This is a genomic window from Amycolatopsis thermalba (assembly GCF_003385215.1).
In the GTDB taxonomy this organism is placed as follows: domain Bacteria; phylum Actinomycetota; class Actinomycetes; order Mycobacteriales; family Pseudonocardiaceae; genus Amycolatopsis_E; species Amycolatopsis_E thermalba.
Genome location: NZ_PQHW01000034.1, coordinates 1 through 22,197, shown reverse-complemented (window position 1 = coordinate 22,197; position 22,197 = coordinate 1). Strand labels below are relative to the sequence as shown.

23 protein-coding genes and 1 pseudogene are annotated in these 22,197 nt (G+C 72.0%); 7 read left to right on the top strand and 17 right to left on the bottom strand.

The features are described from left to right. Positions 1–14 precede the first annotated feature (14 nt). Together D0D15_RS15885 and D0D15_RS15880 are read left to right on the top strand one after the other, a co-directional pair. Complete coding sequence (locus D0D15_RS15885) at positions 15–671, top strand: phosphatase PAP2 family protein (protein ID WP_094003794.1); 657 nt, start codon at positions 15–17, stop codon at positions 669–671. Then, complete coding sequence (locus D0D15_RS15880) at positions 652–1,785, top strand: nucleotidyltransferase family protein (RefSeq protein ID WP_094003793.1); 1,134 nt, start codon at positions 652–654, stop codon at positions 1,783–1,785. Before D0D15_RS15885 ends, D0D15_RS15880 begins: the two co-directional genes overlap by 20 nt. Before the next feature lie 43 nt (positions 1,786–1,828). On the opposite strand, the gene D0D15_RS15875 is transcribed toward D0D15_RS15880, so the two are convergent. The 3 genes from D0D15_RS15875 to D0D15_RS15870 all read right to left on the bottom strand — a co-directional run bounded on the left by D0D15_RS15875 (position 1,829) and on the right by D0D15_RS15870 (position 3,360). Next, positions 1,829–2,944, bottom strand: coding sequence for an asparagine synthase-related protein (locus D0D15_RS15875; RefSeq protein ID WP_094003792.1), 1,116 nt, complete (start codon positions 2,942–2,944; stop codon positions 1,829–1,831). Between the two features lie 93 nt (positions 2,945–3,037). After that, complete coding sequence (locus D0D15_RS36325) at positions 3,038–3,178, bottom strand: hypothetical protein (protein ID WP_167481515.1); 141 nt, start codon at positions 3,176–3,178, stop codon at positions 3,038–3,040. 44 nt (positions 3,179–3,222) lie between these two features. Further along, positions 3,223–3,360 (bottom strand): putative RiPP precursor, encoded by a 138-nt coding sequence (locus tag D0D15_RS15870; protein WP_115944531.1) that lies wholly within the window; start codon positions 3,358–3,360, stop codon positions 3,223–3,225. A gap of 168 nt (positions 3,361–3,528) precedes the next feature. Between D0D15_RS15870 and D0D15_RS15865 the strand changes: the two genes are divergently transcribed. Next, on the top strand, positions 3,529–5,295 hold the full coding sequence (locus D0D15_RS15865; protein ID WP_115944536.1) for an ABC transporter ATP-binding protein: 1,767 nt from the start codon (positions 3,529–3,531) through the stop codon (positions 5,293–5,295). A 227-nt stretch (positions 5,296–5,522) separates the two neighbouring features. On the opposite strand, the gene D0D15_RS15860 is transcribed toward D0D15_RS15865, so the two are convergent. From D0D15_RS15860 to ddaH, 14 genes and pseudogenes are all read right to left on the bottom strand, one after another. Beyond that, a complete protein-coding gene (locus D0D15_RS15860; RefSeq protein ID WP_094003791.1) occupies positions 5,523–6,434 on the bottom strand; it encodes a hypothetical protein in 912 nt (303 codons plus the stop codon). 5 nt (positions 6,435–6,439) lie between these two features. After that, a complete protein-coding gene (locus D0D15_RS15855; protein ID WP_233157086.1) occupies positions 6,440–6,856 on the bottom strand; it encodes a lasso peptide biosynthesis B2 protein in 417 nt (138 codons plus the stop codon). Beyond that, a complete protein-coding gene (locus tag D0D15_RS15850; RefSeq protein ID WP_233157085.1) occupies positions 6,853–8,004 on the bottom strand; it encodes an asparagine synthase-related protein in 1,152 nt (383 codons plus the stop codon). Before D0D15_RS15850 ends, D0D15_RS15855 begins: the two co-directional genes overlap by 4 nt. Then, entirely contained in the window at positions 7,952–8,203 is a 252-nt protein-coding gene (locus D0D15_RS15845; protein ID WP_094003789.1) for a PqqD family protein, read from the bottom strand. Before D0D15_RS15845 ends, D0D15_RS15850 begins: the two co-directional genes overlap by 53 nt. A gap of 76 nt (positions 8,204–8,279) precedes the next feature. Beyond that, positions 8,280–9,593, bottom strand: a complete 1,314-nt coding sequence (locus D0D15_RS15840; protein ID WP_094003788.1) for a glutamate-1-semialdehyde 2,1-aminomutase — start codon at positions 9,591–9,593, stop codon at positions 8,280–8,282. A 5-nt stretch (positions 9,594–9,598) separates the two neighbouring features. Next, a complete protein-coding gene (locus tag D0D15_RS15835; RefSeq protein WP_094003787.1) occupies positions 9,599–10,147 on the bottom strand; it encodes a dTDP-4-dehydrorhamnose 3,5-epimerase family protein in 549 nt (182 codons plus the stop codon). After that, positions 10,144–11,298 carry a polysaccharide pyruvyl transferase family protein gene (locus D0D15_RS15830; protein WP_115944530.1) on the bottom strand — a complete coding sequence of 385 codons (1,155 nt, stop codon included), beginning with the start codon at positions 11,296–11,298 and terminating at the stop codon, positions 10,144–10,146. The genes D0D15_RS15835 and D0D15_RS15830 overlap by 4 nt, the downstream gene beginning before the upstream one ends. After that, the gene (locus D0D15_RS15825; protein ID WP_115944529.1) at positions 11,295–12,230 is read right to left on the bottom strand and encodes a glycosyltransferase family 2 protein; all 936 of its coding nucleotides are present in this window, start codon (positions 12,228–12,230) and stop codon (positions 11,295–11,297) included. Before D0D15_RS15825 ends, D0D15_RS15830 begins: the two co-directional genes overlap by 4 nt. Then, the gene (locus tag D0D15_RS15820) at positions 12,227–13,528 is read right to left on the bottom strand and encodes an MATE family efflux transporter (RefSeq protein WP_094003784.1); all 1,302 of its coding nucleotides are present in this window, start codon (positions 13,526–13,528) and stop codon (positions 12,227–12,229) included. The genes D0D15_RS15825 and D0D15_RS15820 overlap by 4 nt, the downstream gene beginning before the upstream one ends. A gap of 19 nt (positions 13,529–13,547) precedes the next feature. Beyond that, the gene (locus tag D0D15_RS15815) at positions 13,548–14,570 is read right to left on the bottom strand and encodes an NAD-dependent epimerase/dehydratase family protein (RefSeq protein ID WP_094003783.1); all 1,023 of its coding nucleotides are present in this window, start codon (positions 14,568–14,570) and stop codon (positions 13,548–13,550) included. Positions 14,571–14,644: 74 nt separating this feature from the next. Next, a pseudogene (locus D0D15_RS37015) lies at positions 14,645–14,743 on the bottom strand (PIG-L family deacetylase); the annotation flags it as partial. Continuing rightward, on the bottom strand, positions 14,740–15,528 hold the full coding sequence (locus D0D15_RS15805; RefSeq protein ID WP_094003781.1) for a sugar phosphate nucleotidyltransferase: 789 nt from the start codon (positions 15,526–15,528) through the stop codon (positions 14,740–14,742). The gene D0D15_RS15805 and the pseudogene D0D15_RS37015, both read right to left, overlap by 4 nt. Beyond that, positions 15,525–16,763 carry a class I SAM-dependent methyltransferase gene (locus tag D0D15_RS15800; RefSeq protein WP_115944528.1) on the bottom strand — a complete coding sequence of 413 codons (1,239 nt, stop codon included), beginning with the start codon at positions 16,761–16,763 and terminating at the stop codon, positions 15,525–15,527. Before D0D15_RS15800 ends, D0D15_RS15805 begins: the two co-directional genes overlap by 4 nt. 82 nt (positions 16,764–16,845) lie before the next feature. Next, positions 16,846–17,676 carry a dimethylargininase gene (gene ddaH, locus D0D15_RS15795; RefSeq protein WP_233157083.1) on the bottom strand — a complete coding sequence of 277 codons (831 nt, stop codon included), beginning with the start codon at positions 17,674–17,676 and terminating at the stop codon, positions 16,846–16,848. 73 nt (positions 17,677–17,749) lie between these two features. Between ddaH and D0D15_RS15790 the strand changes: the two genes are divergently transcribed. The 4 genes from D0D15_RS15790 (at position 17,750) to D0D15_RS15775 (ending at position 22,073) form a co-directional block, all read left to right on the top strand. After that, positions 17,750–18,196 carry an Lrp/AsnC family transcriptional regulator gene (locus tag D0D15_RS15790; RefSeq protein ID WP_094003778.1) on the top strand — a complete coding sequence of 149 codons (447 nt, stop codon included), beginning with the start codon at positions 17,750–17,752 and terminating at the stop codon, positions 18,194–18,196. 8 nt (positions 18,197–18,204) lie between these two features. Beyond that, positions 18,205–18,969, top strand: a complete 765-nt coding sequence (locus D0D15_RS15785) for an enoyl-CoA hydratase (RefSeq protein WP_115944535.1) — start codon at positions 18,205–18,207, stop codon at positions 18,967–18,969. A gap of 141 nt (positions 18,970–19,110) precedes the next feature. Then, complete coding sequence (locus D0D15_RS15780; protein WP_094003777.1) at positions 19,111–21,012, top strand: 2-oxoacid:acceptor oxidoreductase subunit alpha; 1,902 nt, start codon at positions 19,111–19,113, stop codon at positions 21,010–21,012. After that, on the top strand, positions 21,009–22,073 hold the full coding sequence (locus tag D0D15_RS15775) for a 2-oxoacid:ferredoxin oxidoreductase subunit beta (RefSeq protein WP_094003776.1): 1,065 nt from the start codon (positions 21,009–21,011) through the stop codon (positions 22,071–22,073). Before D0D15_RS15780 ends, D0D15_RS15775 begins: the two co-directional genes overlap by 4 nt. Positions 22,074–22,197 lie beyond the last annotated feature (124 nt).

The window sequence follows — 22,197 nt, the reverse complement described above, 5'->3', positions numbered from 1 at the left end:
TGCGGAGATCACTCGTGCCGCGGCGGAACCCACCGCTGCTGCCCGCCCCCGCGGCACGGGTGCTGAACCCGGTCGCGGTCGCCGCCGCGCTGGTCGTCGTGCTGCTGGGCGTGCTCTACGCCGGCCACAGCGAGCCGGGGTGGTTCGACGCGTGGGTGCAGCCGGCCGCGACCGAGTCGGTCGACGCCGCCTGGTCGGCGGCGATCGCGATCGACTTCTTCGGTGAGCCCAGGGGATCGATGGTCCTGACGGTGCTGCTGGCGGTGACGCTCACGGTGCTCCGGCGGTGGCGTGTGCTGGCGCTCGCGATCGCCGGTCCCGGGCTGACGGTCGCGGTGACCACGCTCGGGAAACCGTTGACGGACCGGACGATCCACGTGATCCACCTGTCCTATCCGAGCGGGCACACGGCGTTCGTCACGGCGGTGACGCTGGTGGTGGCGCTGCCGCTGGCCCGGCGGTGGCGCGCGGGTCCGGTGGTTGTGCTGGCGTGCGCGCTGGTGACCGGCTCCTACGCGGCGTGGGCGCAGGTCGGGCTGAACGCCCACTACGCGACCGACACGATCGGCGGGTTCTGCGCCGCGGTGGCGGTCGTCCCGGCGACGGCGGGGCTGATCGACCGGATCTGGAGACGGATGAGCGGAGAGCCGGATGGGCCGCAGGCTGTGTGACGAACGCGAGTACCCGGCGGCGCTGCTCGCCGCCGCGGCGTATCGCCTGCCGGGGACCGACCGGGCCATGCCCGCGCGACCGGTGCGCGCCGAGGACTGGCCGGGGCTGCTGGCGGCGGCGCGGAAGCACCGGATGACCGGGTTGCTGACCGCGGCGATCGCCGCGGGCGCGTTCCCGGCGACCGGTGCGCAGGCGCGGGAGGCGGCCTCCGCGCACGCCACCAACCAGATGCGGGTGCTGGTGCTGGAGCACGAGCTGTTGCGGATCCTGGACCTGCTGACCGGGGCGGGCATCGAGGCGCGGGTGCTGAAGGGGACGGCCGTGGCGCACCTGGACTACTCCGATCCGGCGCTGCGGTCGTTCAACGACCTCGACGTGCTGGTGCGGGCCGGGGACATCGACCGGACGGTGGCGGTGCTCGCGACGGCGGGTTTCCGGCGGACGCTCGCCGAGCCGCGGCCGGGGTTCGACCGGCGGTTCGACAAGGGCATGACGTTGCGCCCGCCCGCCGGGTACGAGCTGGACCTGCACCGCACGTTCGTGCTGGGCCCGTGGGGGCGGCGGGTCGACCTGGACGCGGTGTGGGACGCGGGGCAGGAGTTCGCGATCGGCGGGCGGGCGGTGCGGGCGTTGTCGCTGCCGAACCGGTTCCTGCACGCCTGCTACCACGCCGCACTCGGGGACTGGCCGCTGCGGCTCGGTTCGCTGCGGGACGTGGCGGAGATGCTGCGGGTGGTGGACGGGAACCCGGAGCCGGTGCGGCGGACGGCCGCGTCGTGGGGCGCGGAGGCGGTGGTGGCCGCCGCGGTGGCCGACACGGTGCGGCTGCTCGGGATCAAGGTCCCGGGCGAGCTGGCCCACTGGGCGGTCGGTTACGTGCCGTGCCGGCGGGACGAATCGTGGCTCGGCCTGCACACGACACCGGACAAGACGTTCGCGGCACAGGCGGTGGCGACGCTGCGGGTCCTGCCGTGGCGCGACAAGCCCGCGTACCTGCGGGCGCTGGTCTTCCCGGACGCGAGCTACACGGCCGCCCGGCACCGGAGCCCGTTGAGCCGGTTCACCTACGCCCTGCGCGAGGTGCGGAAGGGCTCGCCCACCGGGTCCCGGTGAGCCGGTGAACTCCGCCGGCTGTCGCCGCGCGGGATTCCGCGAGTCAACCGCTGGTCGCCAGCCAGGCCTGTTGCAGCAGCGTCATCGACGGCGCGTGCGGGCTCGGCGCGAGCCAGTTGTCCCGCAGCGCCGCCGGGTCCACCAGCTCCTCGTCCACCCCGCGACCGGTCCACGCGCGCGCGAACGTGCGTGTCCGGTCGGTGAACACCGCGCCCGTGAAGTCCGCTTTGCTGGTGCGTTCCAGGATTTCGCGGGGCAGCAGGTCGCCGAAGAGGTCACGCATCGTGGCCGTCCGGCCGCTCCACCCCCAGAACCCGGCGGCCCGCGCGATCGCCGCCACGAAGTCCGGCTCGGCGAAGGTCTGCACGTACCGGCAGTCCAGTTCGGACCCCAGCGCGCGCACCGTGCGGTAGCCCAGCCGCGCGCAGCGGCGCGTCGTGAACTGCCACGCGTGCCGGCCGGCGTGCAACTCGTACGCCGCCGCGTCCGCCGCGTCCCGTTCCGCGAGCACCTCCTCCGCCGCGGGCCGCAGCCACGGGCGCCGGTACCTCGCGCGCAGCGCCGCCCGCCGCCGCACGGACGCGGGCGCCAGCGCACGCACCGCATCCGGAAACACCCGGGCCCGGACCCGCCCGCGCGCCTTGAGCACCTTGGTCAGCGGCGTGATCCGCTTCAGCCCGAACACCTCGTCGCCACCCTCGCCGGTCAGCAGCACGCCACCGCGGGCCGCGTCCATCATCCGCCAGGTCGGCGCGAAGTTCGGCGGCCACACCAGCCCGTGCCGCCGCAGCACCGCCGTCGCGATCGGACCGACCGGATCGTGCTCGTCGCCCACGGTCAGCACGATGCGTTCGGTGACCCCGAGGTGCGCGAGCACGGCGTCCTGCCACGACGTTTCGTCCGACGCGGGCGCGGCCGGGTACCGCAGCGTGATCGGCACCGGCGGCGGCAGCCCTTCGCGCCGGGCCAGCGCCACCGCCGCGGCCAGCAGCGCCGAGGAGTCGCGGCCGCCGGAGAAGGCGACCAGGCACGGCGTGCGCGTCAGGTGCCCGAGCAGGATCCGGTCGAGCACCCGCCGCGGCTCGCCCGGATCGCCCAGCGGCAACGGGATGAGGTCGTACCCGTTGATCCAGCCGCCCGCGATCTCCAGTCGGTCCATTGTGTACAGCGTCACCGGGTGCTCACTTCCGCACAGCCGGCCGACGGGGACAGGCGATCACCCGACCACCTGTCCCCGCGACCGGGAAAACCATCACGAATACGCGTCGCGATCGCCGAGGATCGGTATCGCCCACGTCAGGTTGTCCGGGGACGAACCGAACAGGTTTTGCTGTGTCAAGTCCATCACCGAACCCAACAGGGTGATTTCCGGGGTGGTGTAGGGCTCGCGCATGTGTTCACCTCCCCCCACTACTGGCCGGAACGGGAAAACCCGTGTCACGAGAAGGTCAGATCACCGAAGAGGGTGCCGGCGGCGAAATCGGCGTCGAGCCGCGTTCCCGCCGACTGACCCAGCGTGAGCTCGGACAACGTGCCGATGTCGTCGATGCCCGGCGCGGCGTATTCTTTCTTCATGTCACTCCTTTCCGTTGCTCGTCGACGAAGGAGAGCCGAAGGACCTCGACCGGGATTCGCCCGAATGACCCATTCCGTTACAACCGCCCGGAGAATGTGCTGGTGAAGTTGTCCAACCGGTACCGGAACAATTCCGGGAATTCGTTTCCCCGGCGGTACGATTCGGCGGTGGGGATCAGACGCATCGCGGCCACGCCGCGGTTGATCACGGCCGCGGCGCGGGAGGTCGCGGCGGCCGACCGCGCCGGCACGGCCACCGCGGCGGTCTACCAGATCATCGGCGCACTCGGCGCGCTCGGCGTGGTCGCGGCGAGCAAGCTCACCTTCGACGCGTTGCTGCAGCCGGAACACGCGCGCTTCGGCCTCACCGTTTCGTTGCTGGCACTGGCGTTCATGACCGCGCTGTCCGGTTCGGTCGGCGCCCTGCAGACCCAGCAGCACCGGCTGCTCGGCGAACGCGTCTCGCAGCGGGTCTGGGACCGGGTGCTGGACACCACCGCCCGCGCGGACCTGGTGACCTACGAGTCCGCCGGCTTCGCCACGTCGCTGGAACGCGTCCAGCAGAACGCGCTGACCCGGCCGTTCGCCGTGACCACCGCGCTGCTCGGGCTGACCGGGAGCCTGCTCGGGGTGGTCACGATGTCGGCGGTGCTGATCGGGGTCGAACCGCTGCTGGTGCCGGTCCTGCTCGCCGCCGGGCTGCCCGCGGTGCTGCTCGCGCGGTGGGCCAGCCGCACCGAGTTCGCGTTCGCCCACCGGCTGACGCCGCTGTTCCGCCGCCGCAACTACCTGCGCCAGCTGCTCACCCAGCGCCCGTACGCGGCCGAGCTGCGCGCGTTCCACTCGACGAAACCGCTGCGGGCGCGGCACGCCGAGCTCAACACCGAGATCAACGGCGCGCTGCGGCAGCAGGTCCGGCGGCGCCAGCTGATCGCCGGGCTCACCACGATCGGTGTCGCGCTGTCGCTGACGGCCGCGCTGCGCCCGATCGTCGGGCTGGTGCGCAGCGGCCGGATCGACCTGCCCGCGGCGGGCGCGGCCGCGATCGCGGTGCGGTTGCTGAGCAGCCAGCTCGGCACGCTGTTCACCTCGGTCGGCGGGCTGCTCGAATCGGCGCCGTTCCTGGCCGACCTCGAACGGTTCGTCGCGTCGGCCCCGCGCTCGACCGCCGCCGGGGAAAAGCGGCCGCTGCGGCGGGGCGTCGTGCTGCGGGACGTCGGCTTCCGCTACCCCGAGCAGGAGCGGCCCGCGGTCGACTCGGTGGACATCGAGATCGGCGCGGGCGAGGTGGTCGCGCTGGTCGGCGAGAACGGTTCCGGCAAGACGACGCTCGCCAAGATCGTCGCCGGGCTGTACGACCCGGACCGGGGCACGCGCCGCTGGGACGGCGCGGAGGCCCCGCCCGCCGACATCCGCGCGTCGGTGACGGTGATCTTCCAGGACTTCGTGCGGTACCAGATGACGTTGCGCGACAACATCACGATCAGCGACGGCGACCGCCCCGCCGACGAGGAGTCGGTGCACGACGCGGCCCGGCGCGCGGGCGTGCTCGGCGTGACGCGCGAGCTGCCGCACGGCCTGGACACGATGCTCGGCCGGGACCTGGACGAGGGTTTCGACCTCTCCGGCGGGCAGTGGCAGCGGGTCGCGCTGGCGCGGGCGCTGTACCGGGACACCTCGCTGGTGGTGCTGGACGAACCCGCCGCGGCGCTCGACCCGCGCGCCGAGCACGAGCTGTTCACCGACGTCCGGGCCATGCTCGGCGGGCGGGCCGCGCTGCTGATCTCGCACCGCTTCTCGAGCACCCGCATGGCCGACCGGATCTACGTGCTCGACGCGGGCCGCGTGGTGGAATGCGGCACGCACGACGAGCTGATGGCCCGCGCCGGCCAGTACGCCGAGCTGTACCGCCTCCAGTCAGCGGCCTACCGCTGACCCACCCGCGAGTCCCACACTCAAGCACGCGAGTCCCACACTCAAGCACGCGAGTCCCACACTCAGGCACGCGACTTCGCCGCTGCCGGCGCGCGGGGCGATCGGCGAACTCGCGCACCCGAACGTGGAACACGCGCGCAGGAACGTGGGACACGCATGCCCGAACGTGGGACTCGCGTGCGGGAACGTGGGACTCGCGTGCGGGAACGTGGGACTCGCGTGTGGGGTTAGGTGAGGGCCGCCAAGGTGTTGAGCACCTCGTCGCGGAACGGCGGCCCCCACGGCACCGTCGCCTCGAACACCGGCACCTCCGCCACCAGATCGGCCAGCCGCTGGAACGCGAAGTCCATCACCGCCGGATCGCGCCAGCCCAGCACCCGCGGGAACTGGCTCATCCGCACGAACGCCCGCGCCCCGGCCAGCCGCTCCACCGAAACGTCCACAACGGACCGACTTGGCCGCGGGATCACGCACGCGGCCAGCGGCAACGCGTTCGTGGACACGGTGGACCGCAACGCCAGCCGACCGTCGGCGGTCGGCCGCACGTCCTCCTCGGCGGCCTCGTCCGCCAGTCCGCGCGCGGCCATCCGCAGCCGGTTCTCCGTGCTCCCCGGGTACACGATCCCGCCGGCATCGACGCGCAGCACGTCGTCGGCCACCAGATCGCACCCGAGCCCGCACAACGCCGCCGCGAGCGTGGACTTCCCCATCCCGGACGCACCCACGAACGCCAGTGCCCGCTCGTCGACCCGCACGGCGCTCGCGTGCAGCACCAGGTGCGAGTTCAGCGTCAGGTGCACGGCCAGCAGCGCGCCCGTCGCGAGCACGGTCAGCAACCCGTGATCGGCCGACGGGTCCAGGTGGTAGGTCACCTCACGCAGCAGCGGGTCGCCGGCGAACTCGCACAGCGACGGGTACCGCAGCACGGTCCGGTTCCCGTCCGTGGCGAGCGTGTAGAACACCCGCCCGTCCGGTTTCGCCAGCTCGGCCAGGCAGCGACCGGGCAGCTCCGCCCGGGGCACCGCGTGATCGGGCCCCCGGCGCAGCACCAGATCCGGCTCGCCGCCGTCGCCGGGTGGCAGCGCCAGCTCGACGTCGCTCCAGACGGTCAGCCCGTGGGCCCGGTAGGTGAAGTCCATTGTGGTCACCCCGCCGATCCGAGAACCGCGTACCGGGCCGCCGTGGGGTCCAGCGCCTTGCCGTCGATCTCCAGCCACGAGTGCGCGGCGAACCGGCCGTCCGCACGCCGCACGCCGATCCGCAGCACCGGCTCCAGGTCCCGCAACCGGTGCCCGATGAGCAGGCACTGGCGCAGGCAGGTGTCCCCGGCCGGCCACCGCGACACCACTAAGTACGAGGCCCGGATGGGCGCCCGCGACCACCGCGGCAGCACCGGCAGCTCGTCCGAGGGTGGTTCCGTGCTGGTCAGATCGCAGCGCACCCCCAACCGGCGGCAGGTTTCCCGCAGGTCCGAGCGCCGCAGGCCGAGCTCGATCCGCACCATCGGCGGAAGCGCCCGCAGCACCTCCCAGGCCAGCCGGGCCCGTCGCCGCCACCTCATGTCGCCTCCGCCAGCCAGGCCTGCTGCAACAGCATCGCGGTGGCGGCCGGCGGCTCGTCGGCCAGCCACGCGGCCCGCAGCGCGTCCGGGTCGACCAGCGATTCGTCCACACCGGTGCCACCCCAGTCACGCGCGAACTCACGCGAGCGCGCCCCGAAGCGGGAGGCGTTGAACCGCGCCTTGTCCCGCCGGGCGAGGACGGCCTCCGGCAGCAGCCCGTCGGCCACCAGCCGGGTGCCCGCCGCGCGGGTCATCGGCCGGGTAGCCGCGTAGGACGCGACGAACGACGGATCGGCGAACGGCTCCACCAGCTCGCAGCCGTACTCCGCGGCCGCGTCGGCCCGCGTCCGGAATCCCACCGCGAACGCGCGTGTCGCCAACGCGGTGCGCACGCTGGTCTCCCACCGCAACGGGCGGTCCGCGGCCGCGCGCCACACCACGCGGCGCGGATCCGGCCGCAGCCACGGCATCGGCAGCGACCGGCGCGCGATCCGGCGACGAGCGAACGCGGGCGCCGCGCTCACGGCGAACCGCGCCCAATCGGCCCCGGTCACCCCGCGGCCACGACGGCGCGCCACCGCACGCAGCGTTCCGAGCCGGTGCCCGCCGAGCACCTCGTCCCCCGCGTTGCCGGTGACCAGGCTGCCGCCCGGCGCGTGCGACGCGAGCAGCATCGTGTTGCCCAGCGCCGCCGGATAGACCGGGCCGCGCGCACGCAGCACCGGCCGCACGAGCGGTCCGATCAGGTCCAGCTCACCGGCGATGTCCCGGCGCACCCAGGTGTCCACGCCGACGTGCCGGATCACCGCCTCCTGCCAGGCCGACTCGTCCGCGGCCGCGTCACCGGGGTAGCGGAAGGTCAGCGCGATCGGCGGCGCGAGCCCCTCGCGCGCGGCGAGATCGGCCGCGACCGCCAGCAGCACCGACGAGTCCCGCCCACCGGAAAAGGCGATCACACACGGCTCGCGCCGCAACGCCGGTCGCAGGGCGGTCCGCAGCGCGCGCACCGGGTCCGTGGGCACGCCGAGCGGAAACGGGGCGGCACCGAGGGGCTGACCGGCCGCGATGTCCAGTGTGGACAGCCGCGGCGGCGCCTCAGTGGAGGAGCTGGGCATCGCGGAGCCGGCCGAGGAAGGTCTCGATGTCACGGCGCGCGGTGTCCGCGTCGATCTCGTACTCGCTGGTGATCACGCCGACCAGGTCCTCGACCGACCGCTCCTCGGCGAGCAGCTCGAACAGCCGCGTGCCGACCCCGGTGATGGTGAAGTACTTCGAGGTCGACAGGCTGAGCACGATCGTCTCGTCACCGATGGTGCGAGCCGAGATGTCGGATGCCCGTACACGCATGGCGGCCCTCCCGGAACTGGTGGCTTCACCAGGGGGTCGCGGACGACCACCGCCCTGTTACGCCGGACGCCCCCCGTCAGGCGTACGGCCGGAACACCGGCTTGACCGAGCGGCCGCCGATCCACGGCGTCGGGTCCTGGGCGTCCAGCGCCTTCCGGTACACGGTGCACGCCTGGGCCACCACGTCCACCGTCCGGTCGATGTCGGCCTCCGTCAGGGCGCTGCTCACCACGAACGACGGCCCGAGCACACCCCCGGCGACCAGCTGCCGCAGGAACAGCGTCCGGTACGGCTGGGACGGCCGCAGCTGCTCGTCGAGCGTGCCGAACACCAGGTTGCTCGCCCGGCCGCGCACCACGACGTGCTCGCCGACGCCCATCGCCGCCGCCACGTCCCGCACCCCGGACGCCAGGCGCTCGCCGAGCGCGTGCAGCCGCGCCGCGATGCCCTCCTGGACGTAGGTGTCCATGACGGCCATCGCCGCGGCCAGCGAGTGGGTTTCCGCGCCGTGCGTGGTGGACAGCAGGAACACCCGCTCGCGCGTGTGCCGCAGCCCGCCCAGCTCCATCAGCTCCCGCTTGCCGGCCAGCGCGGACACCGCGAACCCGTTGCCCAGGGCCTTGCCGAACGTCGACAGGTCCGGCGTCACCCCGTAGTAGCCCTGCGCGCCCGCCTCCGACCAGCGGAAACCGGTGATCATCTCGTCGAAGATCAGCACCACGCCGTAGGCGTCGGCCAGCGCACGCAGCCCCTCCAGGTACCCGGGCGGCGGCTCGACCGCGCTCGCGGCCTCCAGCACCAGGCACGCCACGTCGTGCTGCCGCAGGATCTCCTCGGTCGCGGCCAGGTCGCCGTACGGGAACCGCACGGTCAGCGCGGCGATCTCGTCCGGGATCCCGGCCGGCATGCCGGTGGTGCCGATGAACCAGTCGTCGGTGGAGAAGAACGGCTGGTCGGCGCAGATCGCGACCACCCGCCGCCCGGTCGCCGCCCGCGCGAGCCGGACCGCGGCGGTGGTGACGTCCGAGCCGTTCTTGGCGAACTTGACCATCTCCGCGGTCGGCACGGTCGCCAGGAACTTCTCGGCCGCGGCCAGCTCGACGGTGGAGGGCCGCACGAAGTTGCTGCCCCGGTCCAGCTCGCGCCGCACGGCCTCGACCACCCGCGGGTGCGCGTGCCCGAGACTCACCGACCGCAGCCCGGAGCCGTACTCGATGTAGGAGTTGCCATCCACGTCCCACACGTGCGCGCCGCGGCCGTGGGAGATGACCGGCGCCAGCCCCTCGGGGTACTGGTCCTCCCCCTTGGCGTAGGTGTGCGCGCCACCGGGCACGAGCTGGTGCAGGCGCTCGTTGAGCTCGGTGGACCTGGGCAGGAACTGGGCGTCCATGACTGTCACCTCAGGGTCTTCAGAACTTCGGCGAGCGCGGGCGCGCGCCGGTCGCGGTCGGAGGTCAGGGTGACCGGCAGCGGCCACGGGATGGCCAGGTCCGGGTCGTCGAAGGCGATGGTGACGTCCTCGGACGGGTCGTGCGGCCGGTCGATGCGGTAGGAGACGTCGGCGGGGTCGGTCAGCGCCTGGAAGCCGTGCGCGCAGCCCGCCGGCACGTACACGCTGACCTGGGTGTCGCCGGAGAGCTGGAAGTACTCGGTGTTGCGGAAGGTCGGCGAGTCCGGACGCAGGTCGACCACGACGTCGAACACCTCGCCGTAGGAGCACCGGACCAGTTTGGCCTCTCCGGCGCCGGAGCGCAGGTGCATTCCGCGGATCACGCCCTTGACCGACCGGGACAGGCTGTCCTGCGCGAAGCCGTCCGGGTCGATGCCCACGGAGGCGACGACCTCGCGGTCGAACGTACGCGAGAAGAACCCGCGCGCGTCGGCGTGCGGTGTCGGTTCGAACAACCACGCCCCGGCGATGCCGGGTACCGGTACGGCCTTCACGGCCGGCTCCCTTCGACGACGGATTCGGACATCATGGCGAACTGGTGCGCGAGCCGCTCGGTCGTCACACGATTGCGTTCCCCCAGTACGGCGACCAGCTCCTCCCGCCGGTCCAGCAGCTCGCGGAACCGCCGCACCAGCCGGTCGAAGTCCGGCTCCCGGGCGGACAGGGCGAACTCGCCGAGCCCCATCGCCTCCATCAGCACGTCGTTCTTGCGCGCGTAGCCCAGCGAGATCGCCGGCTTCCCGGTCTTCAGCGCGCACAGCACGTTGTGGTAGCGCGTGGCGACGACGACGTCCACCTCGGCCATCTGGCGCATGAGGTCGGTCAGCGAGGCCGGCGGTTCGGCGGTGACGTCGACGTCCGGCAGGTCGGCGAGGATCTCGGCGACCACCTCGTCGTCGGCGGCGTCGCCGGTGAACAGCCGCACGGGCCGTCCCTCGTCGGCCAGCAGGCGCACGAACCGCTTCACGGTAGTCAGGTAGGCGCGGTTGATCTCGCCGGCCCGGGCCCGGTCGTCGTTGCCGCCGTGGAAGGACATGACCCCGACGCCGACCGCGCCGGACGAGGGCCGGGGCTCGGGATCGGCCAGCCCGAACGCCAGGTCCGGGAACACCGCGTCGGCGCGCACGTCGACGCCCATGCGGGCCATCGCCTGCCGCGAGTGCTCGTCCCGGTAGGACCGGTAGTGCGCGAGCCGCGCGGCGCGCGTGATCACCCACCGGGTGGCGCGCTGGCGGACCACGTCGGCGCCGACGTTGACGAGCGCGACCTTGGTGCCGGTGAGGCGGGCGGTCAGCCCGAGCAGCAGCAGCGAGTAGGGAAACCCCCAGGGCCGCAGCGGAAGCGTCGCCTCCAGCACTCCCATGCCGGGCACGATCACCACGTCGTGGCGGCGCACCCAGCGGCCGATCCACAGCGGGTCCGCGACCTTGCCGAGCACCTTGGCCGGCAGCGTCTCCGAGCGGAACCAGTGCAGCCGCCGCGCCGGGATGCCGTACCGCCCGCTGACCTCCTCCGGGCCGCCGCACAGGGCGTCCACGACCGCGTCCGGGTGCGCCCGCCGCAGGTGGTCCAGCAGGGCGGCCAGGGAACCGTCGTTGCCGAGGTTGCCCTGTCCCAGCAGGCCGAAGACGCCGACGCGCATCACTCGCCCCCGCGCCCGGCCACCACCGAGTCGACCACGGCGTCCAGGTCGTTCTCGACGCGGGCGAACTCCTCCGACGGTTCCCGCCGCAGCGCGCGCCGGGCCAGCCACTCGCCCAGGTGGCGGTAGCACTCGCGGCGCTGCGCGGGTGTGATCGGCGCGCGCTGGACGATCCGGATCCAGCCCCACACGTAGCCGCCGAGCAGCCGGGCGGTCGGGTGCCGGAGCGGGTCGGCGCGCTTCGGGTCCAGGTTCGCGCAGCGGGACCGGATGGTCTTGTTGGCCCGCTCCGCGCGGTCCGGGTGGTCGCGCCGGAAGTACAGCAGCTCGGGGACCTGGTGGAACGGGCCCTGCAGCGCGATATCGGCGACGAAGGTCCGGTCGGCGTGGTGGTAGCTGTCGTGCGGCCGGACCCGGCGCAGCGCGGCCGAGCGGATCACCCCGTAGAAGTCGTCACCGCCGTCGGCGAACAGCAGCGCGCGGAACCGGGCCGGCGGGTGCGGGGAGTCCGTGGCGAGCCGGTACTCGAACGGCGCGGTCACCCCGCCCGGGCCGTCGATGATGGCCGTCCCGGCGTGCGCGAGGACCACCTCCGGGTGCTCGTCCAGCGCGTCCACGCACCGCCGCAGCAGGTCCCGCCCGTACAGGTCGTCGTGCGAGGCCCACTTGAACAGCTCGCCGCGCGCCTCGCGGAACACGAAGTTGTGGTTGGGCGCGGCGCCGATGTTCTTCGCCAGCGGGATGAACCGGATCCGCGAGTCCTGTTTCGCGAACCGGCGGCAGATGTCCGCGGTGCCGTCGGTCGAGGCGTTGTCCGAGATGATGAGCTCGAAGTCCTCGTACGTCTGGCCGAGCAGCGCTTCCAGGGACTCGGCCAGGTACTCCTCGCCGTTGTAGACGGGCAGTCCGATGCTCAGCCGGGGTGTGCCGGTCATGTGGTCCTCATTTCCTCGGATGTGACGGCCGGATCGCGTTCACGGAGGCAGGCCTCCAGTTCGAGCCACCGCGCCGCGGCGCCGAGCACGCTGCCGACGACGGCGCCCCAGCTGGAGCCGAGGGCGCCGCCCAGCGCGGCGCCGATCAACCCGCCCCCGACGTAGCCCGCGAACGTGACCACCTCGGCGCGCAGGCCGCGGCCCGCCGCGCCGAGCGCCCGCAACGCGGACGAGGAGCCGGTGGTGAAGCTCGCGGCGGCGATGGCGAGCGTGGCCGGCAGGATCAGCGCGGCGGCCGACTCCCACACGTCGCCGAGCAGGTAGCGGCCGACGGACTCGGGCAGCAGCACCATCAGCGCCACGCCCCACGCCATCGCGGCGGCGGCCTGACCGCCGCCGAGCAGCAGGGCGAACAGGCGGAGCCGGTGCGGCCGCTCCCGGACCACCCGCGCCGCCTCGGAGACGGTGACCAGCGACAACCCGATCAGGACCGCCATGAACGGCCCGAGCAGCAACTGGGAGCCGCGGACCGCGCCGACGTCGGCCAGCCCGGCGATCGCGCCCAGCCCGTACATGCGGAGCTGCCCGGACCCGGCCACCAGGACGTTCTCGGCGAGGAACCGGCTGCCCAGGTCGCGGTGCTCGCGCACCCACGCGCGCGCCCCGGTCCAGGTCGGCGTCATCCGCGTCTGCCAGTAGCCGTACAGCCCGGCGACCGCCGCCGACAGCCCCCACGCGAGCAGGAAACCGACCACGCTGCCGTGCAGCACCGCCAGGACCAGCGCCGGCACCAGGGCGGCCGTCCACACCAGGTCGTTGACGAAGGCCTTGTGCCCCTGCCCGGAGGCGAAGAACGCGAACCGCCAGCTGTCCTGCAGCATCAGGCCCGGCAGGATGACGCCGAGCGCGACGAACGCGCCACCGACGGAGCCGCCGATCGCGATCCCCGCCAGCGCGCTCACCACACCGGTGCCGGTCCCGACGAGCAGTGCGGTCGCGGTGGAGCGCGCCACCGCGCCCCGCCAGAGGTCGGTCGCGACCCCGCTGAACCGGACGGCCAGCGGATCCGTCGCCAGTCCCCGGGACAGGCCGAGCACCACGCCGTAGGTCACCCAGGCGAGCGTGAAGACGCCGAACGCCGCCGCGCCGAGCGAGCGGGCCACGACGACGCCGACGAAGAAGTTGCTGAGGCTGGACACCGCCTGGTCGCCGAGGCCCCAGCTGAGCCGGCCCGCCATCGCGCGCAGCGGTGACCCGCGCACCAGCCGGTGCCGACCGGGCTTTCCCGTCACCGCCATCGCACTACTCCGCCACCGATCACACGAACCGCAGGGTGTCGTCGACCGCGCCGGCCTCGCGGTGCTGCTTCAGCCGCGCGAGCCGGGTGAAGCTGCGCTCGAACGAGGAGCGGGTCAGCCCGTGCCGGTGGTAGGCCTCGACCAGCTCGACCGCACCGTCCTTGACCGACCACTCGCAGGTGAAGCCGGGGATCGCGGCGCGGAAGCGGGAGAAGTCGACCCGGTAGGACCGCGGGTCGGCGCCGGCCTCGCCGGTGATCCGCAGCCGCGAGCCCGGCACGGCCTCCACGACCTGCTCGGCGATCTCGGCGACGGTCACGTTGTTGCGCTCGGTGCCGATGTTGAACGCCTTGTCGTGCACCGCTTCGCGAGGTGCTTCCAGCGCGGCGGTGAACGCCCGCGCGATGTCTCGCGCGTGCACCAGCGGCCGCCACGGCGTGCCGTCGGAGAGCACCAGCACCTCACCGGACAGGCACGCGTGCCCGACCAGGTTGTTCAGCACGATGTCCGCCCGCAGCCGCGGCGAGAAGCCGAACGCGGTCGCGTTGCGCAGGTAGACCGGGGAGAAGCCGTCGTCGGCCAGCGCGTGCAGATCGTCCTCGACGAGCACCTTCGACTCCGCGTACGGCGTCACCGGCCGCAGCGGCGCGTCCTCGTTCACCAGATCCGCCCCGCCGGAAGCGCCGTAGACCGAGCAGGTGGAGGCGTAGAGGAAGCGGGACACCCCGGCGTCCTTCGCCAGCCGGGCCAGCCGGACGGCGGCCTCGTGGTTGATCTCGTAGGTCAGCTCGGGCGCCAGCGCGCCCAGCGGGTCGTTGGACAGCGCCGCCAGGTGGATCACGGCGTCCACACCGGACACCTGCGCCGGCGTGACGTCCCGCAGGTCCACCCGGTGCCCGGGCGGGTCGTGCGGCTTCGGGCCGAGCACGCACTCGTCGAACAGGCCGGAGTCGAGCCCGATCACCTCGTGCCCGGCGGCGGCGAGCACCGGGGCCATCACCGTGCCCAGGTACCCCTTGTGCCCGGTCAGCAGCACACGCATGGCTCAGCCCTCCAGCTGGAGACACAACTTCCTGACGTGGAAGGCCTCCGCGTACCGCGCCTCCCGGTCGTACCAAGGACGATGTCGCTGCCGCCCGCGCCGATCGCGATGTCGTCGCAGTGGGCGCCGAGCACCACGATCCGCTCGATCCGTTCCGGAACCAGCCCGGTCACGCCGGCACTCGGTCCTTGTCCCACAGCGCCCACGGGCGCACCCCGCGCGTGTAGCCCTCGTCCAGCGCGTACCGCTCCTTGACGGTGTCCGTCGGCTTCCAGAAGCCGCGGTAGGGGTAGGCCAGCAGGCGGCCGCGCTTGGCCAGTTCGGCGCACCCGTCGGCGACCAGGTCGCCGTTCTCCGGGATGTGGTCGAACACCTCCTGGCGCAGCACGAAGTACCCGCCGTTCTCCCACAGCGGCATCTCGCTCACCGCGGTGATCGACCCGACCAGGCCGCCCTCGTCCATCTCCACGCAGTGGAACGACGACTGCGGCGGCACGACCATCATGGACGCGCCCGCGTCGGACTTCGCGAACCGCTCGATCATCGACGGCAGCGGCGCGTCGGTGAGCACGTCGGCGTAGTTGGCCAGGAACATCTCGTCACCGCCGAGGTGCTCCCGGACCCGGCGCAGCCGTTCCCCGATCGGCGATTCGATGCCGGTCTGCACGAACGAGATCGTCCAGTCCGCGATGTCGGTGGACAGCAGCTCCGCCTTGCCGCCGCGCAGCACGAAGTCGTTGGAGGTGGTTTCCTCGTAGTTGAGGAAGAAGTCCTTGATGTGGTGGGCGCCGTAGCCGAGGCACAGGATGAACTCGGTGTGCCCGAAGTGCGCGTAGTACCGCATCACGTGCCAGATCAGCGGCCGGGGACCGACCATCGCCATGGGCTTGGGCACGTCGGAGGCGGTGCCGCCGCGCATCCGCATTCCGTACCCGCCGCAGAACAGGACGACCTTCACGTTGGGTTCACCTCGACGATCTCCAGGCGGGGTATGGGGAAGACCAGCTTGCCGCCCCACTCCCCGACGTAGGACAGCTGCTGGGTCAGTTCGTCCCGCAGGTTCCAGGGCAGGACCAGGACGTAGTCGGGCCGGTCCGCGGCGATGCGGTCCGGCGGCAGGATCGGGATGCGCGTGCCCGGCGTGAACCGGCCGTGCTTGTAGGGGTTGCGGTCGACCGTGTAGGCGAGCAGGTCCGGCCGGATGCCGCAGTGGTTGAGCAGGGTGTTGCCCTTGCCCGGCGCGCCGTAGCCGGCCACCGTGCGGCCCGCGTCGGCCGCGTCGACGAGGAACCGCAGCAGGTCGCGGCGCACCCGGGCGACCCGCGCGGCGAACTCGGTGTAACCGGAGAGCTCGTGCAGCCCGGCGGCCTTCTCCCGGGCCAGCACGTCGATCACGCGGTGGCTCGGGTCACCCGCTGCTTCGGCAGGCCGGGCCCACAGCCGGATGGAGCCGCCGTGGGTCGGCAGCAGCTCGACGTCCACAAGGGACAGCCCGCCGGAAGCGAGCGCCCGCTGCGCCGAAGCCACCGTGTAGTACTGGAAGTGCTCGTGGTAGATCGTGTCGTACTGGGTTTTCTCGATGAGCGTGAGCAGGTGCTGCACCTCGATCGACACCCAGCCGTCGTCGGCGACCAGCGCGCGCAGGCCCTTGGTGAAGCCGATGACGTCCGGGATGTGCGCGTAGACGTTGTTGGCCACCACCAGATCCGCGGGCCCGTGCCCGGCCCGGACGGCCGCGCCGGTCTCCGGCCCGAGGAACGCGGTCAGCGTCGGCACGCCCGCGTCCCGGGCGGCCTGGCCGACGTTCACCGACGGCTCCACGCCGAGGCAGCGGATGCCCTGTGCCACAACGTGTTTGAGCAGGTACCCGTCGTTGCTGGCGACCTCGACGACGAACGAGTCGCCGTCCAGCCCCAGCCGGTCCACCGCACCCGCGACGAACCGGCCCGCGTGGTCCACCCAGGATTCCGAATACGACGAGAAGTACGCGTATTCGGTGAACGTTTCCTCCGGCGTGATCAACGGCGGGATCTGCGCGAGCCAGCAGTCCGTGCACACCCGCAGGTGCAACGGAAAGGTATTTTCCGACTCGTCCAGTCGCGCTTCGGTCAGGAACGCCTCGCACGGCGGAGTCGCCCCGAGATCGACGACGCTGGCCAGCTGTGTCGAGCCACAGAGTCGGCAGGTGGTCATGCTCCTGATTCGGGAGACGCGAAGGCCCTGTTACAGACACCGTCCGCGTTTCGCCCACCGAGCCCGAAATGAGACCCGCGACCTACTTGCGGATCTCCAGCGTGCAGCACTTCGGACCGCCGCCTGCCTTGCGCAGCTCGGAGATGTCGACGAGCACCGGTTCGTAGCCGTGAGCCGCGAGCCGGTCGGCCAGCTCCGTGGCCTCCACCGGCAGCACCACGTTGCGCCCGTCGGACACGCCGTTGAGGCCGAAGCACTCCGCGTCGGCCGCCGTCGCGAGCACCGCGTCGGGGAACAGGCGCGCCAGGACGCGGCGCGAGCCGGCCGAGAACGCCTCCGGGTAGTACGCGATCTGCGCCGGCGTGGTGTCGGTCGCCTCGCTGAGCACGAACAGCGCGGTGTCCAGGTGGTAGTAACGCGGGTCGGTCAGCCGCAGCGACAGCACCGGCACCCCGAGCACCTCCTGGGCCTCGGCGTGCGCGGCGGGGTCGGTGCGGAACCCGGTGCCGGCCAGCAGCATCCGGCCGGTCCAGGCGAAGTCGCCCTCGGCCTCGTTCACGTACGACGGCATGACGACGTCGCGGTAGCCGTGCTCGACGAACCAGCGGCGGAAGTGCTCGGCCTCGGCGGTGCGCTGCGGGGCGCGGAAGCGGGCGCCGAGCACCCGGCCGTCGACGACGGTGCCGGAGTTGGCGGCGAAGACCATGTCCGGCAGCCCGGGCTGCGGCTCGATCTCCTCGACCGTGTGCCCGAGGCGGCGGTAGGTGTCGCGCAGCTCGCGCCACTGCTCCATCGCGCGCTCGGCGCTGACCGGCTGCGTCGGGTCCATCCAGGGGTTGATCGCGTACTCGACGGCGAAGAACCGGGGCGGGCACATGAGGTACCGGCGGGTAGTCGGAACCCGAGTCGTCATGAGTTCACGGTATGGCTCGATTCAGGGACAAGCAATCGCTGTTTCATGCTCATTCACCTGCTAAACATTGCGTGTGAACACCCTCGATCAGCAGATCGTTTCGTGCCTCGTCACGAATGCGCGCGCCAGCTACGCCGAGATCGGGAAGGTCGTCGGGCTGTCCGCCCCGGCGGTCAAACGCCGGGTCGACCGGCTGCTGGAGACCGGCGTGCTACGCGGCTTCACGGCGGTGGTCGACCCGGAGGCGCTGGGCTGGGGCACCGAGGCGTTCGTCGAGGTGCACTGCCGCGGCAACATCTCCCCGGCGCGCATCCGGGCGCGGCTGGAGCCGCTGCCGGAGGTGGTCGCCGCGTACACGGTGACCGGCGCGGCGGACGCCATCGTGCACCTGCGGGCCGCCGACATCCACCAGCTGGAGATGGCGCTGGAGCGGGTGCGCGGGCTGGAGATCGTCGACCGGACGGTGTCCACCGTGGTGCTGTCCCGTCTCCTTGAGCGCCCGCCCAACCCCACGACATGATGGCCGTCATGACCGAACGCATCGTGGCCGAACGGCGCGGACGAGTCGCGGTGATCACCGTCGACGCCCCGCAGCGGCGAAACTCGCTGACCCTGGCGCTTTCCACCGAACTGGCCCAGGCCGTCGCCGACGCCGAGCAGGACCGGAACGTGCACGCGCTGGTCGTCACCGGCACCCCGCCGGCGTTCTGCGCCGGAGCCGACCTGACGACGCTGGGCAGCGCGCAGGAGGAGGGACTGCGGGCGGTCTACGAGGGTTTTCTCGCCGTGGCCCGGTCGCCGCTGCCGACGATCGCGGCGGTCGACGACCCTGCCGTCGGCGCCGGGCTGAACCTCGCGCTCGCCGCGGACGTCCGCCTCGCCGGCCCGCGCGCCAAGTTCATCCCGCGGTTCCTCGAACTCGGCCTGCACCCCGGCGGCGGATTCACGTGGATGCTGCAGCGTGCGGTGGGTATCCAGCGGGCGCGGGCGATGACGTTGTTCGGCCAGTCGCTGGACGCCGCGGCGGCCGAGGCGGCCGGGCTGACGTTGCGCACCGTGGACGGCGACCACGACGACCTGCTGGAGGCGGCACTGGAACTGGCGAAACCGGCGGCGGACGCACCGCGGGAGGTGGTCCTCGCGACCAAGTTCTCGATGCGGCAAACCTCGACCATGGCCGAGCATTCCCGCGCAGTGGACACCGAGATCGAACCGCAGGTGAAGTCGCTGAATTCCCCCGACTTCGCGGAACGGCTCGCCTCGATGCAGGCGAAGATCACCACGCGGAACTAGATGTTACCGTAAGTTACGGGTAACCGGGATCACACCGCCGATTCGCGTCACAGAACAGCAAGTAAGGTGGAGGTATCGGCGGAAGTGTGCCCAGCCGGCCACGAAGACGCGGCCTGTCGGGAGAGAGGGATTCTCTGACCCATGAGCACGAGCACGAACGGCAACGGTGTGCTGTCGGCGAGCCGGCCCACTGAAGTCGCCAAGCTGGACCGCGTGGTCATCCGGTTCGCGGGCGACTCCGGCGACGGTATGCAGCTGACCGGTGACCGGTTCACCTCGGAGGCGGCGGCCTTCGGCAACGACCTGGCCACGCTGCCGAACTTCCCCGCCGAGATCCGCGCGCCACAGGGCACCATCCCGGGCGTCTCGTCGTTCCAGGTGCACTTCGCCGACTACGACATCCTGACCCCCGGCGACCGGCCGGACGTGCTGGTGGTGATGAACCCCGCGGCGCTCAAGGCGAACCTGCGGGACGTGCCCAACGGCGGCACGATCATCGTCAACACCGACGAGTTCACCAAGCGCAACCTGACCAAGGTGGGCTACGACGCGGATCCGCTGGCGGACGACACGCTGTCGGCGTTCCAGGTGCACAAGGTCGCCATGTCGACCCTGACGCAGGGGGCGCTGGAGGGCACCGGGCTGGGCAAGAAGGACGCCGAGCGGTGCAAGAACATGTTCGCGCTCGGGTTGCTGTCCTGGATGTACCACCGGCCCACCGAGGGCACCGAGGCGTTCCTGCGCGAGAAGTTCGCGAAGAAGCCGGACATCGCCGAGGCCAACATCCTGGCCTTCCGCGCGGGCTGGAACTACGGCGAGACCACCGAGTCGTTCGCCACCACCTACGAGGTGGCGCCGGCGAAGCTGAACAAGGGCACCTACCGGCAGATCACCGGCAACACGGCGTTGGCGTACGGGATCGTGGCGGCCGGGCAGCGGGCCGGGCTGCCGGTGCTGCTGGGCACGTACCCGATCACGCCGGCCTCGGACATCCTGCACGAGCTGTCCCGGCACAAGAACTTCGGCGTGCTGACCTTCCAGGCCGAGGACGAGATCGCCGGCATCGGCGCCGCGCTGGGCGCCTCCTACGGCGGGGCACTGGGGGTCACCTCGACCTCCGGGCCGGGGGTGGCGCTGAAGTCGGAGACCATCGGCCTCGGCGTGATGCTGGAGCTGCCGCTGGTGGTGATCGACGTGCAGCGCGGCGGGCCGTCCACCGGTCTGCCGACCAAGACCGAGCAGGCCGACCTGCTGCAGGCGATGTTCGGCCGCAACAGCGAGTCGCCGCTGCCGGTGATCGCGCCGCAGTCCCCCGGGGACTGCTTCGCGGCGGCGATCGAGGCGGTGCGGATCGCGTTGAAGTACCGGACGCCGGTGATGATCCTGTCCGACGGCGCGAACGCCAACGGCTCGGAGCCGTGGCTGATCCCGGACGTCGAGGACCTGCCTGATCTTTCGGTGGAGTTCGCCACCGAGCCGAACGCGGCGGACGGCTCGGGTGAGTTCTGGCCGTACGTGCGTGACCCGGAGACGCTGGCCCGCGCGTGGGCGGTGCCCGGCACCCCGGGGCTGGAGCACCGCATCGGTGGTCTGGAGAAGCAGGACGGCAAGGGCAACATCTCCTACGACCCGGACAACCACGACCACATGGTCCGGCTGCGGCAGGCCAAGATCGACGGCATCGACGTGCCGGACCTGGAGGTCGACGACCCGTCCGGCGAGGCGCGGGTGCTCGCGCTCGGCTGGGGTTCGACGTTCGGCCCGATCGGCGCCGCGGCCCGGCGGGTGCGCAAGCTGGGCATCCCGATCGCGCAGGCGCACCTGCGGCACCTGAACCCGTTCCCGCGCAACCTGGGCGAGGTCCTGGCCCGCTACGACAGGGTCGTGGTGCCGGAGATGAACCTGGGCCAGCTCGCGCTGCTGCTGCGGGCGAAGTACCTCGTGGACGTGCACTCCTACACCAAGGTCGCCGGCCTGCCGTTCAAGGCCGAGGAACTGCAGCACGTCTTCACCGACATCATCGAAGGAGCGCTGACCCGATGACCGCCACGGATCTCGGTCTTCCCCAGCTCGGTGGCCTGGACCTGGTGCCGACCACGGACGAGCCCCAGAAGGCGAAGGACTTCAAGTCCGACCAGGAAGTGCGCTGGTGCCCGGGCTGCGGTGACTACGTCGTGCTCAACACGGTGCAGTCGTTCCTGCCCACGCTGGGGTTGCAGCGCGAGAACATCGTGTTCGTCTCCGGCATCGGGTGTTCGTCGCGGTTCCCGTACTACCTCAACACCTACGGGATGCACTCGATCCACGGTCGCGCCCCGGCGATCGCGACCGGCCTGGCGACGACGCGGCCGGACCTGTCGGTGTGGGTGGTGACCGGTGACGGCGACGCGCTGTCGATCGGCGGCAACCACCTGATCCACGCGCTGCGGCGGAACGTGAACATCAAGATCCTGCTGTTCAACAACCGGATCTACGGCCTGACGAAGGGCCAGTACTCGCCGACGTCCGACCCCGGCACGGTCACCAAGTCGACGCCGATGGGTTCGGTGGACACGCCGTTCAACCCGATCTCGCTGGCGCTGGGCGCGGAGGCCACGTTCGTCGGCCGTGCGCTGGACAGTGACAAGAAGGGCCTGACGGAGGTGCTCACCGCGGCGGCGCAGCACCGCGGTTCGGCGCTGGTGGAGATCTACCAGAACTGCCCGATCTTCAACGACGGTGCCTTCGATGTGCTGAAGGACAAGGACGAGGCCGCGCACCGGATCATCCCGCTGCGCGCGGGCGAGCCGATCCGCTTCGGCCCGGAGGCCGAGTACGGCGTGGTACCCAACCGCTGGGGCGGTTTCGAGATCGCGAAGGTGGCCGAGGTCGGGGAGGACGAGCTGATCGTCCACGACCCGTCCATCCAGGACACCGCGTACGCCTTCGGGTTGTCCCGAATCGGCGACCAGCACCTCAACCACACCCCGACGGGCATCTTCCGCCAGGTGGCCCGCCCCACGTACGACGACCAGGCCCGCGCGCAGGTGGAACAGGCCAGGACGGCGAAGCCGGCGGACCTGCAGGCCCTGCTGACGGGCAAGGACACCTGGACGGTCGACTGACGCTCGAGGCCCCGCACCACCCACCGGTGCGGGGCTTCGTTTTTCCGCCCCAGACCTCACTCCACCCCCCGGCACGCGCCCCCGGGGCGCGTGCCGGGGGGTGGAGTGAGGTCTGGGGCGGAAA

What these genes read in the sequence shown, in the direction of transcription:
- D0D15_RS15880 (WP_094003793.1), top strand. Translation starts at nt 652, where the DNA reads ATGGGCCGCAGGCTGTGTGACGAACGCGAGTACCCGGCGGCGCTGCTC.
- D0D15_RS15875 (WP_094003792.1), bottom strand. Translation starts at nt 2,944, where the DNA reads ATGGACCGACTGGAGATCGCGGGCGGCTGGATCAACGGGTACGACCTC.
- D0D15_RS36325 (WP_167481515.1), bottom strand. Translation starts at nt 3,178, where the DNA reads ATGCGCGAGCCCTACACCACCCCGGAAATCACCCTGTTGGGTTCGGTG.
- D0D15_RS15870 (WP_115944531.1), bottom strand. Translation starts at nt 3,360, where the DNA reads ATGAAGAAAGAATACGCCGCGCCGGGCATCGACGACATCGGCACGTTG.
- D0D15_RS15860 (WP_094003791.1), bottom strand. Translation starts at nt 6,434, where the DNA reads ATGGACTTCACCTACCGGGCCCACGGGCTGACCGTCTGGAGCGACGTC.
- D0D15_RS15855 (WP_233157086.1), bottom strand. Translation starts at nt 6,856, where the DNA reads ATGAGGTGGCGGCGACGGGCCCGGCTGGCCTGGGAGGTGCTGCGGGCG.
- D0D15_RS15845 (WP_094003789.1), bottom strand. Translation starts at nt 8,203, where the DNA reads ATGCGTGTACGGGCATCCGACATCTCGGCTCGCACCATCGGTGACGAG.
- D0D15_RS15840 (WP_094003788.1), bottom strand. Translation starts at nt 9,593, where the DNA reads ATGGACGCCCAGTTCCTGCCCAGGTCCACCGAGCTCAACGAGCGCCTG.
- D0D15_RS15825 (WP_115944529.1), bottom strand. Translation starts at nt 12,230, where the DNA reads ATGACCGGCACACCCCGGCTGAGCATCGGACTGCCCGTCTACAACGGC.
- D0D15_RS15820 (WP_094003784.1), bottom strand. Translation starts at nt 13,528, where the DNA reads ATGGCGGTGACGGGAAAGCCCGGTCGGCACCGGCTGGTGCGCGGGTCA.
- D0D15_RS15815 (WP_094003783.1), bottom strand. Translation starts at nt 14,570, where the DNA reads ATGCGTGTGCTGCTGACCGGGCACAAGGGGTACCTGGGCACGGTGATG.
- D0D15_RS15800 (WP_115944528.1), bottom strand. Translation starts at nt 16,763, where the DNA reads ATGACCACCTGCCGACTCTGTGGCTCGACACAGCTGGCCAGCGTCGTC.
- ddaH (WP_233157083.1), bottom strand. Translation starts at nt 17,676, where the DNA reads ATGACGACTCGGGTTCCGACTACCCGCCGGTACCTCATGTGCCCGCCC.
- D0D15_RS15785 (WP_115944535.1), top strand. Translation starts at nt 18,205, where the DNA reads ATGACCGAACGCATCGTGGCCGAACGGCGCGGACGAGTCGCGGTGATC.
- D0D15_RS15780 (WP_094003777.1), top strand. Translation starts at nt 19,111, where the DNA reads ATGAGCACGAGCACGAACGGCAACGGTGTGCTGTCGGCGAGCCGGCCC.
- D0D15_RS15775 (WP_094003776.1), top strand. Translation starts at nt 21,009, where the DNA reads ATGACCGCCACGGATCTCGGTCTTCCCCAGCTCGGTGGCCTGGACCTG.